Here is a 14,848-nt window from a genome sequence, read left to right as displayed (position 1 = left end):
ATCTATAAACACGAACATGAGCCTGGCTTCGCGACGGTTGAGAAACCGCGTTCGGTTCGTTCACGCTGACGGATGCTCTAAACCAAAGCTCCAGCCACGGTGCGAAATGCCATGACCGCGCGATCAATATCCGCATCATCGATATGGCGATGGGTCACACAGCGCAATCGACGCCTGCCCCAGGGCCTCGCCCTCAGGCCCTCCCTCTCCAGAGCCCCCGACCACGCGGCGCTGTCGCGCCCGGAGAGAGAGACATCAATCTGCACGATATTCGTCTGTGGGATTGTCGCGCTGATCTTTGGATGCATCCCGTTCAACGCATCACTCAGGACCCGCGCACGCCGGTGATCCTCCGCCAGACGCGTCCCCATGACCTGAACCGCCTCCAGGCCGGCCGCGGCCAGGACGCCGATCTGACGCTGCGTGCCTCCCAGCATGCGGCGAAACCTGCGGCTGCTGTCGATCACTGCGCGTGGCCCGGCGAGCACGGCACCGGCGGGTGCGCTCAGGCCCTTCGACAAACACAGAGAAACCGTGTCGCAATGTCTGGCAATTTCGGCCGGCGCCGTTTCAAGCGCGACGGCGGCGTTGAACAGCCGCGCGCCGTCGAGATGCACCGGGACACCGCGGGCCGAGGCCATGGCGTGCACGGCCTGCATATGATCCAGCGGCAATACGGCGCCGCTCGCGTTGTTGTGCGAGGTTTCCATTGCGACAAGAGCGGTCCCGAGCTTGAGCCCTTCGCCCTGCAGGGCATCCTCCAGCAAATTCAGATCCATTGCGCCGGCGGTGCCGGCAATTGCGAGATAGAACTGCCCCGTAAACGTCGCCGCCCCTCGTTCCGAGGTGTACATATGGGCATTCGATTCCAGCACGATCTGTTCGCTGCGCTGCGACTGCGCCAGCGTCGCCAGCAGATTGGCCATGGTGCAGCTCGGCACAAACAGGCCGGCATCCTTGCCCAACGCCGCAGCCGCGACGGCCTCCAGCTCCTGCACCGTGGGATCACCGTCCAGCCCGTCATCGCCGAGCGGCGCAGAGACCATGCGGGCATACATCGCCTCGGTCGGCTTGGTGACGGTATCGCTGCGCAGGTCGATGGGTGGCAACCCGGCGCCCGCCGGACTCGTGTCGTGTTGATGTGCCATTGCGAGACCTCTAGAGCGCTTGTCGCATCATTCGTAGACTGCCGGATCGCCGGAATCGGTCGGGTTGGCCAGCGCCCGCTTGAGGGCGGCGCTCATCGGGAATTTCAGGTTGAGGCCATGCGGTGGAATCGGTGAATTGAAATATTTGTCGTAGAGCGCCGCAATCTGCCCGCTCTTCATCAGGTCGATCACGGCATCGTCGACCATCTTCTTGAAAGCAGGATCATCCTTGGGTTGGACGATACCATAGGGCGCCGTCTCCAGACTCTTGCTACCGATCAGGAAGTCATCCGGCGTTCTGGACGAGGCGACCGTGGCATAGGCAAGACCGTCATCGTTGGCGGTGCCGGCCACACGGCCCGTCGATACCAACAAGAAGGTCTCGGCGGTGTCCTTGGCCGGCACTACCGTGATGCTGAGATTTTCCCTGGCATTGATCAGCGTAATCACCTTGAACGTCTGGCCGCCGGCTTGGGCGGCGATGGCCTTGCCGCGAAACGAAGCCGGGTCGTTGACATCGACCCCGCCATCCTTGCGCGCGACGAGGACGACCTGCGCAACGAAGGTGGTGGGAGCAAAGGCAACGAGTTTATGCCGCTCGACATTGTTGGTCGTGTTGCCGCATTCGAGATCGATCGTACCGTTGGCGAGCAGCTGAATACGTGTCGCCGAGGTTATCGGGTTGTAGCGAACCTCGAGCTTGGGGAGCTTGAGGGCCGTCTTGATCGCCTGCACCACCTGCTCACAGATTTCCACGGTGTAACCGATCGGCTTCTGGTTGCCGTCGAGATAGGCGAAGGGCACCGAGGTCTCGGGGTACCCCAATGTGATCGAGCCGCTCTCACGGATCTTGTCGAGCCTGCCCGCACCCTGGGCCATGGCCTCGCTGGAAAGAAGAACAGTAGCGACGGTCGCCGCGGCCAGTGCCTTGATCATCGTCGCTTTCATATGTCCCCTCTTGTCGCAAATGCCGGTGACGCCGTCCACGGTGGGTGAGCAACCCCAGGACAGCTCCGTGCGAACAGCTCCGTGCTCTGGACTATCGTCCAAAAGCCCGATCTGATGAAATTCCAGTTTCATACTCTCCTATACGGATTTGATATGGCCACCAGACGAATGGGCCTGAAGCATGTGGAGGCTTTTCGGGCGGTCTTCGTGACGGGATCGATGACGCAGGCGGCTCAGCGCATGCATACCTCGCAGCCCCAGATCAGCCGCCTGATCGGACAGCTGGAAGCGATCACACAATTCCCGCTGTTCGACCGCAGTGGCGGCCGCCTCCGCCCGACGGTAGATGGATCGCGCTTTTTCCAGGAGGTCGAGAAGACTTTCATCGGCCTGGCGGGACTGGAGGCCAGCGCAGCCAGCATCCGCTCGTTCGGTATGGGTCGGTTAAGTGTTGCGGCGATGCCGCGCCTGGCCGGCGGCCTGCTGACACGCATCGCGGCACGCTTCAAGGCGGACTATCCGCATGTGATGATCTCGATCCGATCCGGCACGGCGAGCGCCGTGCACGACTGGGTCAGTTCCGGGCTTTGCGACACCGGATTGGCAATGCTCTACGGCGAGGTTGCGGGGGTGCATGTCGAGCCGGTGCTCAAGACGCGTTGCGTCGCGATCATGCCGAAGACGCATCGTCTTGCACAGAAGAAGACGCTGCGCCCTGCCGATTTCGCCGACGAGGCCTTCATTTCCTTCGCCACGGGGAGTCCACTCTACGATCGCATCGATACGATCTTCGCGCAGGCGGGCGTCACGCGCCGCATTGTTGCGGAGACCGATCTGGGCGCATCGGTCTGCGCCCTGGTCGCGGCGGGACTTGGCATCAGCATTATCAACCCGATTGCCGCGCATGACGAAAGCTCTGGCGCGGCTCTGACCACGCGCCCCTTCAACCCGGCGGTCCCCGTTACGATCGCACTGCTCTATCCACCTTATGCCGCTCGCGCCCGGTTGATCGATGCCTTCAGCGAATATGCTCGCAAGGTCATGAGCACGGAATTGGGCTATCTCGAGCGGTAGCGGGTCGATCCGCGGCGAGGCTTGTGCGAGGCTGGCGCCCTCGTAGCTCCGATGGAGCGCAGCGCAATCGCGACAATCCTTCCATGTTAATCTCTTCAGGAGATTCGGGTGGAATTGATTCATGAGCGACAGCGTCGGCCAGCGTGCATTTCAAAATTCCCGGCTTCAGAAACGGCAAAAAGCCGACGTAGGGCCGTTGCTCGCGCGCGCCCTCCAGCTGCACAAAGCGGGACTTCTGCGCGAGGCAAAGACGGCCTATCGCGAACTCCTGGAGCTCGCACCCAACCAATTCATCGCGCTTCATTTGCTGGGCGCTTTGGAGGCTGAAGCCAAAAACTATCAGCAAGCGCAAGTTCTGCTGAGCCGAGCGGTGGCCGTGGATCCGCGATCTGCCGAAGCTCATATGAGCCTGGGTGTCGCGCTCAACGGGCTAAAACGTCACAATGAGGCCCGCGAGAGCTATCGAAAGGCCCTCGCCCTCCGCCCCAACTACGCCTTGGCCCTGTCCAATCTCGGTAACGCGAGCGCGGCCCTTGAACTTTACCAGGAAGCGCTCGAGAGCTACGACAAGGCGCTCGCAATCGACGGAAAACTTTCCGAAGCCCATAACGGCCGGGGTTGGGCGCTCTGCCGTCTGCGCGCCTATGACGAGGCTGTCGCAAGCTTAAACCGCGCGTTGTCGATCAAGCCTGACTATGCCTCGGCGCTGTCGAGCCGTGCCGTTGCATTGCGGGAGCTTCAGCGATTCGACGAAGCCATGGCGGATTGCAATCGAGCAATCGCCCTGGCACCTGACGACGCGAATGGATGGCTCTGGCGGGCCAGCATCTTGCTCCTGACCCGGCAAGTTGCCGAAGCATTGTCCGATTGCGAGAAGGCTCTCGCGATCGATCCCGGCTTCTCTCAGGCCCACAGCCTGCTCGGCCAATGTCTCGCGGCACTTGGCCGGGTCGACGAAGCCCTCGCCAGTTTCGACAGAGCTCTCGACATCGAGCCGGATCAGAGCACGATCTCCAGCAAGATATTCACCCTCGACTTTATGGCCGACGCCAGCGTTGCGCAGCATCAGCAAGCGCGACGTGTATGGTGGGAGCAGATCGGTGCGAAGATCGCCTCAGCAGCGGCGGGACCACATGACAACAGCCGCGATCCGGATCGCCGTCTGGTGCTGGGTTATGTCTCGTCGGATTTTCACGCACATTCGGCGGCGTTCATTTTCAAGCCGGTCCTGCAGCACCATGATCGGGCACAGTTCGAGATCGTGTGCTACGCTTGTTCACCGAAAACGGATGCGACGACCCGCGAATTTCAGGGGATCGCCGATCGCTGGCGCGACGCCTCGCAATGGTCCGACGATCGCCTCGCCGCCCAGATCCGCGCCGATGGTATCGATATCCTGATCGATCTGTCCGGCCATACCAGCGGAAACCGCCTCAGTGTGTTTGCGCGCAAGCCGGCACCAGTTCAACTGCATGGCTGGGGCCACGGCACCGGCACCGGGCTGCCAACGATCGATTATCTATTCTCGGACCCGGTCGCGATTCCTGCCGCGGTTCGGCATCTGTTTGCGGAGACCGTCGTCGACCTACCGTGCTTTGTGACGCTGGCGCCGCTGCCAGCGGGGATTGCGCGGACGCCGACGCCGGCGATCGCGAACGGCTTCATCACATTCGGTGTCTTCAACCGCATCAGCAAGATTTCGAACGAGGCGGTGGACGTCTGGTCCAGGATTCTCGAGCGGGTGCCGGGTTCGCGACTGCTGATCAAGGATACTGCGCTGGACGCTCAGCTGGTCCGCGACAATCTGCTGGCGCGGTTTGCAGCTGGCCGGTTGCCTGCCGAACGCGTCGATCTGCTCGGAGCCACGTCGCGAGACGAACATCTGGCAGCGTTCAATCGCGTCGATATTGGCCTCGACCCATTCCCGCAGAATGGCGGCGTCAGCACGTGGGAAGCCTTGCAGATGGGCGTGCCGGTAGTGGCGAAGCTCGGTCACAGTCTGCCGAGCCGTGCTGCCGGCTCCATCCTCGCCGCGTTGGGCCTGCCGGACTGGGTCGCGGAAAGCGATGAGGCCTATGTCGAGATCGCAGCGAGCCGTGGGGCACAGATCGGCGACCTCGATAAGTTGCGCCGCGAACTGCCCGGACAGATCAGGGCTGCCGCCGCCGGCAACCCCGTCTCATACGCGCAAGCGGTGGACGACGCCTATCGCGCGATGTGGAAACGCTATTGCAACGACGGCGGCTGATCTCCGCTTCACCTACGCCTTCAACTCCACCGTCCTGAACTCGGCCGGCAGGATCACCTCCAGCAGTTCGACGTCGTCCGAATAGTCCAGGATCATGTGCTTGATCTTCGGCGGCTGGGTCCAGGCGCTGCCTTCTTTCATCAGCGTCTCGCCCTCTCCGTCTATATAGGTCTTTACCCAGCCCTTGAGCACGTACACCATCTGGAATTCGACGTCATGGAAGTGCAGCTTCGACACCTCGTCCGGATTGCAGGGGCCTTGCAGCCGGATCACGTGCGCTTGCGCCAGCCCGTGGCTCGCAGCGGCGATGCCGAGATCGCGATACTTCGCGTAGGTGCGCAAACCGTCGGCCTTGAAGTCTTCCTCGCGATGATGGCTGATCGCGATGCGCTGCTTGGGCCGCGCCGGTTTCTTGACGGATGACTTGGCCGGAGTCGCGCGAGCTTTCGCCTTCACCGCCTTGCGGGCCGTCGATCGTGCGGCGGGTTTGGCCCCGCTTCGCTTCTTCACCGCCGCCTGCGATGCGCTACGCGATTTTGCTTTCTTGGCCATGGCGGTCTCCCCTGTTGTTATAGGGGAGAGGTTAGCACGGAATGCGAAATCGTAGGATGGGTTAGCGTCAGCGTAACCCACCCTACAGCACCACGCTCGCCTTCAATGCAGCCGGAATACGCCGTCGACCGCGCGCAGCTCGGCCGGCTTGATCAGCTTGGAATGCGCGACCGTGACCGAGAACAGCGGACCGTCGAGCTTCTTCTGCCAGAACGCCAGGAAATCCGTCAGCGCCGGAAATTTCGGAAACATGTCGTAGTTCTGCCAGACATAGGTCTGGAGCAACGAGCGATGATCCGGCATCCGGTAGAGAATTTCGGCTGTCGTCAGCCCGTAACCCAGCACCTGTTTCCGGAAGTCGTCGGAAACAACCCCAACTCGCGAGACCATGCCAACCTCCTTTGCAGGAGCGCATATTCAAGGGGTGGCTTTCCGGTACGCCCTACGAGCCACCCGGTGGAGATGCGCTCACATGAGTGAAATGTGACGCAAACTGACAATCCATCTCAAGCCCAAAAGTTTAACAAGCTGTTGAAATTCAATGCGTTAGCAGCAGATGCGGCTCCGTGCTAATACGGGCGCGGAGCGCGATTAACGATGGAAAGAGATTTTGGCAGGCGGCGCTTCCGAGTGCTATTTTTCTGCTACAAGCCCTTGCTCCCGCCAAAATCCTGCCTTATCTCAGCTGTGCCTGTGCTAGCACTCGCGGGCGTAGACTGCTAACAACCCAAAATTCCCAACTTGTGCAAAAGCTTAGGAGAACTGCATGAAATTCCGTCCGCTTCACGACCGCGTCGTGGTCAAGCGCATCGACGCAGAAGAGAAGACCGCTGGCGGCATCATCATTCCCGACACGGCCAAGGAAAAGCCCTCGCAGGGCGAGATCGTCGCCGTGGGCCCGGGTGGCCGCGACGAAGCAGGCAAGCTGATCCCGATCGACCTGAAGGTCGGCGACCGCGTGCTGTTCGGCAAGTGGTCCGGCACTGAGGTCAAGATCGACAACGTCGATCTGCTGATCATGAAGGAAAGCGACATCATGGGCGTCCTCGACGTCCCCGCTTCCAAGAAGAAGGCGGCCTAAGAGCCCCTCTCTCCCCCAGCTAAACCTCTCAAGGAAAAATTCAGATGGCAGCTAAAGAAGTCAAATTCGGCGTCGATGCACGCGACAAGATGCTTCGCGGCGTCGACATCCTCGCCAACGCGGTGAAGGTCACTCTCGGCCCCAAGGGCCGCAACGTCGTCCTCGACAAGTCGTTCGGCGCTCCCCGCATCACCAAGGACGGCGTCACCGTCGCCAAGGAGATCGAGCTCGACGACAAGTTCGAGAACATGGGCGCGCAAATGGTGCGCGAAGTCGCCTCCAAGTCCGCTGACGCGGCCGGCGACGGCACCACCACGGCCACCGTGCTGGCCCAGGCGATCGTGCGCGAAGGCGCCAAGTCGGTTGCCGCCGGCATGAACCCGATGGACCTCAAGCGCGGTATCGACATGGCGGTGGAAGCCGTGGTCGCCGACCTCGTCAAGAACTCCAAGAAGGTCACCTCGAACGAGGAAATCGCCCAGGTCGGCACCATCTCCGCCAACGGCGACGCCGAAATCGGCAAGTTCCTCTCCGACGCCATGAAGAAGGTCGGCAACGAGGGCGTCATCACGGTCGAGGAAGCCAAGTCGCTCGAGACCGAACTCGACGTCGTCGAAGGCATGCAGTTCGACCGTGGCTACATCTCGCCCTACTTCGTCACCAACGCCGACAAGATGCGCGTTGAATTCGACGACGCCTACATCCTGATCAACGAGAAGAAGCTCTCCAACCTGAACGAACTGCTGCCGCTGCTCGAAGCCGTGGTGCAGACCGGCAAGCCGCTGGTCATCGTCGCCGAAGACGTCGAAGGCGAAGCTTTGGCCACGCTTGTCGTGAACCGTCTGCGCGGTGGTCTGAAGGTCGCGGCCGTCAAGGCTCCGGGCTTCGGCGATCGCCGCAAGGCCATGCTCCAGGACATCGCGGTTCTGACCGGTGGTCAGGCGATCTCTGAAGATCTCGGCATCAAGATGGAGAACGTCACGCTCGCCATGCTCGGTCGCGCCAAGAAGGTGATGATCGACAAGGAGAACACCACGATCGTCAATGGCGCCGGCAAGAAGGCCGACATCGAGGCGCGCGTGTCCCAGATCAAGGCGCAGATCGAGGAAACCACCTCGGACTACGACCGTGAGAAGCTCCAGGAGCGTCTTGCCAAGCTCGCGGGCGGCGTCGCGGTGATCCGCGTCGGCGGCGCGACCGAGGTCGAGGTGAAGGAGCGCAAGGATCGCGTCGATGACGCGATGCATGCGACCCGCGCCGCGGTCGAGGAAGGCATCGTCCCGGGCGGCGGCGTCGCCCTGCTCCGTGCCTCCGAGCAGCTCAAGGGCCTGCGCACCAAGAACGACGACCAGAAGACCGGCGTCGAGATCGTGCGCAAGGCGCTCTCCGCGCCGGCTCGGCAGATCGCGATCAACGCCGGTGAAGACGGCTCCGTGATCGTCGGCAAGATCCTCGAGAACAAGTCGTACGCTTACGGCTTCGACTCGCAGACCGGCGAATACGGCGATCTCGTCAAGAAGGGCATCATCGACCCGACCAAGGTGGTTCGCGCGGCGATCCAGAACGCGGCTTCGGTTGCGGCTCTCCTGATCACCACGGAAGCCATGGTCGCCGAGCTGCCCAAGAAGGGCGGCTCCGGTCCCGCGATGCCCCCGGGCGGCGGCATGGGCGGCATGGATTTCTAAGTCCAGCCATTCCGGCAAACGACAAAATGCGAAACCCCGGCAGCGATGCCGGGGTTTTTGTTTTCTCCGCTCCTCATTCCAGAGCGGCGCGCAGCGCCGGGCCCGAAATGACGGGACGGCCTCACCACACCTTCCCCAGCCGCTCCATGTGCGGCTCGCCGTGCTGGTCGAGCGACCAGAATATCCTCGTCACCTTGCCTACCAGATTATCCATCGGCACGAATCCGATCGACGACATCACGCGGCTGTCGCTCGAGTTGTCTCTGTTATCACCGAGCACGAAGAAATGGCCCGGCGGCACGGTGTAGACGTCGGTGTTGTCGTAGTAGCCGTTGTCGACGCAGTCCTGCGTCACGTAGGAGGCCGCCGTTCGGCAGCGTCTCGCGCCAGCGCTTGGCCTTCGCAGCGTCATCCGCGCCGCAAGTGGAGCCGGCAACCACCGCCTTCAGGGCAACGCGTGTCACCGCGCGATCGTTGAGGATGAGCTGGCCCTGCCGCATCTGGATGCGATCACCGGGTAGCCCGACCACGCGCTTGACATAGTCGACCGAGGTGTCCTTTGGCGTCCGGAACACGACGACGTCGCCATGCTCGGGCTCGGCGGCCCGGAAACGCCCAGAGATCCATGACGGCGCGAACGGAAACGAATAGCGGCCATAGCCATAGGCATATTTTGCGGCAAAGACGTAGTCGCCGACGACCAGCGTCGGCGTCATCGAGCCGGACGGGATGTTGAACGGCTGGAACAGGAAGATGCGAAACAGGAACGGCGGCGACCACAGCACCGGAATCAGGAGGATCAGGATGACGATCGTCTTCCATTCCCGCACTTTGGCTTGCGGGTGGATGGTTTCCTGAAGAGTGGTCATGCGCCTGCCCTGATCAAGCCCGTGGTCGTCACGAGATTACGCAACCCTCGCGCGCACGCAATCCCATAACTTGGTCGCGCCGCAGCCGTATCGCGTTCACGCTCGCAATCAGCCGCGCGCGAGATCGCTGAAGGAACGGCGGATCCATTCGATGGTGAGCCGCGTCGCCGGATCTCGCTTGAGATGGTTCTGCACCAGCAGCCAGACGTCGCGGCGCCCAGGCAGCAGTGTGGCGCGCAAGCGGCGATCGCCGAGCAAGTCCGCGCAGACATGCTCCGGCAACACGCCGGCGGCCTGATGCGCGCGGATCAGGTTACGGATGACGCGAACGTTGTCGGTGACGCAGCGCGCGTGGGCTTGCTTCATACGCAGGAATTGCATCTCGGGAATGGCACCGAGTTCGTCCGGATAGGCGCACAGCACCGGCTCGCCCTCGGTCGTAATAGGCTCGAAATAATAGAGCTTGACGTCACCGAGCCTGGAGATCGCGAAGTCGCCCTTGTCAGGCTTGCGCAGACGGATAGCGAGATCGGCTTCCCAGCGCGAGAACTTGACGTTCTCGCTCGAGGTGAGGAATTGCAGCGTCAGGCCGGGATTGGCGCGCAGGAAGTCGCTCGCGCGCGGCGACAGAACCTCCTCGGCAACCGTGTTGGTGGAGGCGATACGCAGGCGTCCCACCGGGCCTGCCAGACTCTCGCCGACGCGACCGATCTCGGCGGCATGTGCGGCCATCACCTCGACATGCGCCAGCACCGCCTCGCAACTCCGCGTCGGTCGACGCTGGCCGTCCACCGCATCGAACAGCGGCACGCCGAGATCGCGCTGGATGCGTGCAAGCCTGCGGCCGACGGTGGTCTCGTCGATGCGCAGCCGTGCGCTGGCGCCGGCATAGGTGCCCTCGTCCCTGACCGCGGCGATAATGCGCAGATCGTCCCAATTCATGGCGATGAACCTATCAGGCACGACCAGCTCCTGCAAATTTGCAGCCATATGCTGCAGTAGTCCTGCACATTTGCAGGCCACCGCCGCGCTACTGTCGCGCCATCCGATACCGCCAGGAAAGCCCAACCCGCATGACCGCCCCAAAAACCCTGCTTGAATTGTCCGGCGCAGATCTCAATCCGCCCAGGCTCGCCGATTCCTGCCTCGTGCTGATCGACATCCAGAATGAATATTGCGCCGGCCCGCTTTCCTTGCCGGATGCGGAGCCCGCGATCGCCGCCGCCGCGCGCCTGCTCGCCGGCGCGAGGGCGAGCGGCGCTGCAATCTTCCATATCGCGCACAAGGGACGTGCCGGCAGCCTGTTCGACCGCGAGGCCGCGCGCGGCGCGATCGTCAGGAACGTGGCGCCGCTCGCCAGCGAAGCCGTGATCGAAAAGGCGCTGCCGAACGCTTTTGCCGGCACCGACCTGCAGGTCAGACTCGCCGCAACCGGACGCACGAACATCGTGCTGGCCGGTTTCATGACCCATATGTGCATCAGTTCGACCGCCCGCGCCGCGCTCGACCTCGGCCTGCGCACGACGATCGCAGCCGATGCCTGTGCAACACGCGATCTTCCCGACGGCCGCGGCGGAGCGCTCTCCGCAAGGACCATCCACGAAGTCGCCCTTGCCGAATTGTCGGATCGGTTTGCGATCATCGTGCAAACCGAGGCGCTGACCTGAAGGAGCGTGGGCGATGCTGCAACTCTATTTCTCCCCGATGGCCTGCTCGCTTGCGAGCCGCATTGCGCTGATGGAAGCGGGCCTCGAGGCCCGCTATCATCCGGTCCATCTCCAGACCAAGCAGGTCGTGGACGACGGCAGCGATTTCTTCGGCGTTTCGCCGAAGGGCGCGGTGCCGGTCCTGGTGCTGGAGAATGGCGAACGGCTGACCGAAAGCGCGGCGGTGCTGCAATACATCGCCGATTTGAAGCCCGAGACAGGCCTTGCACCCGCGTTCGGAGATCCCGACCGCTATCGGCTCCAGGAATGGCTCAGCTTCGTCGGGGCGGAGATCCACAAGGCGTTCCTGTTTCCAACCTTCTGGTACAAGGACGACGCCTCGCTCGCCAAGCCGCGTGCAAGGATCGCGCAGACATTGTCGATGCCTGCCACGCATCTGGCGGGCCGCGAATTCCTCGTCGGCAACAGCTTCACCGTCGCGGATGCCCACCTCACCTGGGCTTTGCTGCTGCTTCGTCCGGCAGGCGTCGACATCGCGCAATGGCCATCGTTGTCGGCCTATCTCGCGCGCATGCAGGCCCGACCGGCCGTGCGGGACGCGATTGCGACCGAAATGGCCGTGCGCAAGACGATGGCGGCGAGCCCGGCGTGACAGGATGTCACGGCCGGGAAATCCGCGCGTTTTCTCTGGCAGGGCATTGATGTCGGTGCGGCATGCGCTAATCTGGAGGGATATTTTTCGACATTTCATTGGAAGGCATTCATGCGTGCTCTTTCCAGGTTTTGCCCGGCCGGACTTTGCCTCGCCCTCCTCGCCTGCTGGCTTTCCGTCGCGCCGGCATCGGCGGAAACGCGGGTCGCGCTGGTGATCGGCAACGGCGCCTATGCCAGTACGGCGAAGCTTCCCAATCCGTCTCACGATGCCGAAGACGTCGCCGCCTCGCTCAAGCGCAGCGGCTTCGAAGTGCTCCAGGGCATCGACCTGCGCCAGGCCGACATGCAGGACCTGACCATCCGCTTCGCGCGCGCCGCGAGCAAAGCCGACGTCGCCATGTTCTACTACAGCGGCCATGCGATGCAGTACAACGGCGTGAACTATCTGATGCCTGTCGACGCCGTGCTGAGCGACGAAGCGGATCTGAAGCGCTTCGTGCGGGTCGACGATATCGTGAACGATCTGCAGCAGGCCAAGAACCTGCGCATCCTCATCCTCGATTCCTGCCGCGACAATCCGCTGGCCGAAACCTTGAAACGCTCCGCCGGCATGACGCGCGCTGCCTCGATCGGGCGAGGCTTGTCGAAAGTCGAAGCACCACGCGGCACGATCGTATCGTTCTCAACCCAGTCCGGGCAGACCGCGGCCGACGGCAGCGGCCGCAATAGCCCCTATACGACGGCGTTCCTGAAGCACATCGAGGAGCCCCAGGAGATCGGCGAGGTCTTTCGCGACATCAGCAGCGACGTCTACGATTCCAGCGGCAAGACCCAGCTCCCGGAGCTGTCGCTGTCGATCATCGGCAAGTTCTACCTGAACGGGCCGGTGTCGGTCACGATAGCGCCGGCGGCGCCGCAAGCCGCCCCCCGGGCTGATCCCTGCGCGGCAGCAGAGGCGCACTGGAAGGCCGCGGACGGCATCGGCACGCTTGGCGCATACGAGGACCATCTCACGAGATTCCCAAATTGCATCTTCGCCACGCTTGCCAAGGCCCGAATTGAAGGTCTGAAGCAGAAAGTGGCGCTCGCGCCGGCAAGCGGCAACGCCCGTACCGCGAAGGACTTCGACGGCAATTGGGACGTGACGTTGAACTGCCCGCCTACTGGCAAGGCGCAGGGCTTCACCCGGGCCCTGTCTGCCACGGTTGCGAACGGCGTCTTTCATGCCGACGCCCAGGGCCAGGGCGCCGTCAACCGCCTGGAGATCGATGGCCAGATCCCCGCGGACGGCAAGACGACTTTGAGCGCGCGCGGAACGACGGGGGCGAGCACCTACACTCTCAACAACCTCGCGCCCGGCTCGCCCTACGCCTTTACGGTGGATGCGCAGTTCGATCGCACCCGCGGCACCGGCAAGCGCAACGAGGCACGCGCCTGCGGCCTGGTCTTCGTCAAACGCTGATCGTGCATCGTCCAGCGTTCACACGCCGGTCTGACTGATAAACTTGGTGTTGAAATAGCCCTCCATCGCCTCGGTGCCGCCTTCCGAGCCGTAGCCGGAATCCTTGATGCCGCCGAACGGCACTTCGGGCAGCGCGAGACCAAAACTGTTGATCGACATCATGCCGGCTTCGATCGCCGAACCGATCGCGGCCGCCGTCTTGGCCGAGCTGGTGAACGCGTAGGACGCCAGCCCAAAAGGCAGCCGGTTGGCCTCCTCGACCACCTCGTCGAAGGATGAGAAGCGCGAAATCAGCGCGAGCGGGCCGAACGGCTCCTCGTTCATGGCGCGCGCATCTTTCGGCACGTCGCTCACCACGGTCGGCTCGAAGAAATGCCCCTTGTTGCCGACGCGTTTGCCGCCGGTCTCGAGCTTTGCGCCTTTGCCGACGGCATCCTGCACCATACCTTCGATGGCGGTGACGCGGCGGGGGTTGGCGAGCGAACCCATTTTGGAGTCGGGATCGAGGCCGTTGCCGACCTTGAATGTCTTGGCGCTGTCGACAAAGGTGTCGACGAATTCACGGAACACGTCATCCTGCACCAGCATCCGCGTCGGCGAGATGCAAACCTGACCGGCATTGCGATATTTTGCTGCCGCCAGAATCTTGGCCGCCGATGCGACGTCGGCGTCCTTGAAAACGATCGCCGGCGCATGACCGCCGAGCTCCATGGTGGCGCGCTTCATGTGCAAGCCGGCGAGCGCATTGAGCTGCTTGCCGACATGGGTCGAGCCCGTGAACGAGATCTTGCGGATCACCGGATGCGGAATGAGATATTCGGAGATCTCGGCAGGAACGCCGTAGACCAGGTTGATGACGCCATCGGGCACGCCGGCATCCGCAAATGCACGGATCAGTTGTGCGGGCGAGGCCGGCGTCTCCTCCGGGGCCTTGACGATGATCGAGCAGCCGGCGCCCAGTGCGGCGGAGAGCTTGCGCACGACCTGATTGATCGGAAAATTCCAAGGCGTGAACGCCGCGACCGGGCCGACCGGCTCCTTGATCGCGAGCTGGTAGATGCCCGGCCCCCGCGCGGGGATCAGCCGGCCATAGGCGCGTTTGGCTTCTTCCGCAAACCACTCGATCACGTCGGCGGCGGCCATCGCCTCCATTTTGGCTTCGCCGAGAGTCTTGCCCTGCTCCATCGTAAGCAACGGTGCGATCTCGTCATTGCGCTCGCGCATGATCGCGGCGGCCTTGCGCATGATCCGGCAGCGCTCGAAGGGAGCAACGTTTCGCCAGATCTTGAAGCCGGCGCTGGCTGCGGCGAGTGCCTCGTCGAGGTCGGACCGTCCGGCATGGGCGACGGTGCCGATCACCTCTTCGGTCGCGGGATTGCGCACCTCGATCACCTTGCCCGAATGGGCCGGTCGCCATTTGCCGCCAATGAAAAGCTGGGTGTTCGAATAGGCCAATGGAT

14 protein-coding genes and 1 pseudogene are annotated in these 14,848 nt (G+C 62.9%); 7 read left to right on the top strand and 8 right to left on the bottom strand.

The genetic code is table 11. The features are described from left to right. Positions 1-77 precede the first annotated feature (77 nt). Both N551_RS0115820 and N551_RS0115815 read right to left on the bottom strand, forming a co-directional pair. Entirely contained in the window at positions 78-1,148 is a 1,071-nt protein-coding gene (locus tag N551_RS0115820; RefSeq protein ID WP_027567751.1) for a low specificity L-threonine aldolase, read from the bottom strand. Between the two features lie 27 nt (positions 1,149-1,175). Next, positions 1,176-2,228, bottom strand: a complete 1,053-nt coding sequence (locus N551_RS0115815) for an amino acid ABC transporter substrate-binding protein (RefSeq protein WP_245287782.1) — start codon at positions 2,226-2,228, stop codon at positions 1,176-1,178. Between N551_RS0115815 and N551_RS0115810 the strand changes: the two genes are divergently transcribed. Beyond that, a complete protein-coding gene (locus N551_RS0115810) occupies positions 2,211-3,170 on the top strand; it encodes a LysR substrate-binding domain-containing protein (protein ID WP_245287781.1) in 960 nt (319 codons plus the stop codon). The genes N551_RS0115815 and N551_RS0115810 overlap by 18 nt on opposite strands. Before the next feature lie 121 nt (positions 3,171-3,291). Continuing rightward, entirely contained in the window at positions 3,292-5,418 is a 2,127-nt protein-coding gene (locus N551_RS0115805) for a tetratricopeptide repeat protein (protein ID WP_027567748.1), read from the top strand. A 12-nt stretch (positions 5,419-5,430) separates the two neighbouring features. Here the strand turns inward: N551_RS0115805 and N551_RS0115800 are convergent, their stop codons facing one another. Then, the gene (locus N551_RS0115800; protein ID WP_027567747.1) at positions 5,431-5,970 is read right to left on the bottom strand and encodes a cupin domain-containing protein; all 540 of its coding nucleotides are present in this window, start codon (positions 5,968-5,970) and stop codon (positions 5,431-5,433) included. A gap of 102 nt (positions 5,971-6,072) precedes the next feature. Next, positions 6,073-6,360: an usg protein gene (locus N551_RS0115795; RefSeq protein ID WP_007602477.1), complete on the bottom strand. Its 288-nt coding sequence runs from the start codon at positions 6,358-6,360 to the stop codon at positions 6,073-6,075. Between the two features lie 376 nt (positions 6,361-6,736). On the opposite strand from N551_RS0115795, the gene N551_RS0115790 reads away from it, so the two are divergent. Together N551_RS0115790 and groL are read left to right on the top strand one after the other, a co-directional pair. Next, positions 6,737-7,051 (top strand): co-chaperone GroES, encoded by a 315-nt coding sequence (locus N551_RS0115790; RefSeq protein ID WP_027518760.1) that lies wholly within the window; start codon positions 6,737-6,739, stop codon positions 7,049-7,051. Positions 7,052-7,095: 44 nt separating this feature from the next. Next, positions 7,096-8,736: a chaperonin GroEL gene (groL, locus tag N551_RS0115785; protein WP_027567746.1), complete on the top strand. Its 1,641-nt coding sequence runs from the start codon at positions 7,096-7,098 to the stop codon at positions 8,734-8,736. A gap of 226 nt (positions 8,737-8,962) precedes the next feature. On the opposite strand, the pseudogene N551_RS39680 reads toward groL, so the two are convergent. From N551_RS39680 to N551_RS0115775, 3 genes and pseudogenes are all read right to left on the bottom strand, one after another. Continuing rightward, positions 8,963-9,016, bottom strand: a pseudogene (locus N551_RS39680) (hypothetical protein); the annotation flags it as partial. Further along, the gene (gene lepB / locus N551_RS35530) at positions 9,006-9,605 is read right to left on the bottom strand and encodes a signal peptidase I (protein ID WP_371180063.1); all 600 of its coding nucleotides are present in this window, start codon (positions 9,603-9,605) and stop codon (positions 9,006-9,008) included. The gene lepB and the pseudogene N551_RS39680, both read right to left, overlap by 11 nt. 108 nt (positions 9,606-9,713) lie before the next feature. Further along, on the bottom strand, positions 9,714-10,547 hold the full coding sequence (locus N551_RS0115775; RefSeq protein ID WP_027567745.1) for a LysR family transcriptional regulator: 834 nt from the start codon (positions 10,545-10,547) through the stop codon (positions 9,714-9,716). A 131-nt stretch (positions 10,548-10,678) separates the two neighbouring features. On the opposite strand from N551_RS0115775, the gene N551_RS0115770 reads away from it, so the two are divergent. The 3 genes from N551_RS0115770 (at position 10,679) to N551_RS0115760 (ending at position 13,388) form a co-directional block, all read left to right on the top strand. Further along, complete coding sequence (locus N551_RS0115770; RefSeq protein ID WP_027567744.1) at positions 10,679-11,272, top strand: cysteine hydrolase family protein; 594 nt, start codon at positions 10,679-10,681, stop codon at positions 11,270-11,272. A 13-nt stretch (positions 11,273-11,285) separates the two neighbouring features. Next, positions 11,286-11,924, top strand: coding sequence for a glutathione binding-like protein (locus N551_RS0115765; protein ID WP_027567743.1), 639 nt, complete (start codon positions 11,286-11,288; stop codon positions 11,922-11,924). Between the two features lie 111 nt (positions 11,925-12,035). Further along, the gene (locus N551_RS0115760; RefSeq protein ID WP_027567742.1) at positions 12,036-13,388 is read left to right on the top strand and encodes a caspase family protein; all 1,353 of its coding nucleotides are present in this window, start codon (positions 12,036-12,038) and stop codon (positions 13,386-13,388) included. An 18-nt stretch (positions 13,389-13,406) separates the two neighbouring features. Here the strand turns inward: N551_RS0115760 and N551_RS0115755 are convergent, their stop codons facing one another. Further along, positions 13,407-14,843, bottom strand: coding sequence for an NAD-dependent succinate-semialdehyde dehydrogenase (locus N551_RS0115755; RefSeq protein ID WP_027567741.1), 1,437 nt, complete (start codon positions 14,841-14,843; stop codon positions 13,407-13,409). Positions 14,844-14,848 lie beyond the last annotated feature (5 nt).

Source organism: Bradyrhizobium sp. URHA0013 (assembly GCF_000518345.1).
GTDB lineage: Bacteria > Pseudomonadota > Alphaproteobacteria > Rhizobiales > Xanthobacteraceae > Bradyrhizobium.
This window is presented reverse-complemented; position numbering and strand designations above follow the sequence as displayed.

Bases quoted from the DNA above. Each gene is read 5' to 3' on its own strand.
- N551_RS0115765 (WP_027567743.1), top strand. From the start codon at position 11,286: ATGCTGCAACTCTATTTCTCCCCGATGGCCTGCTCGCTTGCGAGCCGC.
- N551_RS0115795 (WP_007602477.1), bottom strand. From the start codon at position 6,360: ATGGTCTCGCGAGTTGGGGTTGTTTCCGACGACTTCCGGAAACAGGTG.
- groL (WP_027567746.1), top strand. From the start codon at position 7,096: ATGGCAGCTAAAGAAGTCAAATTCGGCGTCGATGCACGCGACAAGATG.
- N551_RS0115770 (WP_027567744.1), top strand. From the start codon at position 10,679: ATGACCGCCCCAAAAACCCTGCTTGAATTGTCCGGCGCAGATCTCAAT.
- N551_RS0115820 (WP_027567751.1), bottom strand. From the start codon at position 1,148: ATGGCACATCAACACGACACGAGTCCGGCGGGCGCCGGGTTGCCACCC.
- N551_RS0115790 (WP_027518760.1), top strand. From the start codon at position 6,737: ATGAAATTCCGTCCGCTTCACGACCGCGTCGTGGTCAAGCGCATCGAC.
- N551_RS0115810 (WP_245287781.1), top strand. From the start codon at position 2,211: ATGAAATTCCAGTTTCATACTCTCCTATACGGATTTGATATGGCCACC.
- N551_RS0115815 (WP_245287782.1), bottom strand. From the start codon at position 2,228: ATGAAACTGGAATTTCATCAGATCGGGCTTTTGGACGATAGTCCAGAG.
- N551_RS0115760 (WP_027567742.1), top strand. From the start codon at position 12,036: ATGCGTGCTCTTTCCAGGTTTTGCCCGGCCGGACTTTGCCTCGCCCTC.
- N551_RS0115800 (WP_027567747.1), bottom strand. From the start codon at position 5,970: ATGGCCAAGAAAGCAAAATCGCGTAGCGCATCGCAGGCGGCGGTGAAG.
- lepB (WP_371180063.1), bottom strand. From the start codon at position 9,605: ATGACCACTCTTCAGGAAACCATCCACCCGCAAGCCAAAGTGCGGGAA.
- N551_RS0115805 (WP_027567748.1), top strand. From the start codon at position 3,292: ATGAGCGACAGCGTCGGCCAGCGTGCATTTCAAAATTCCCGGCTTCAG.
- N551_RS0115775 (WP_027567745.1), bottom strand. From the start codon at position 10,547: ATGAATTGGGACGATCTGCGCATTATCGCCGCGGTCAGGGACGAGGGC.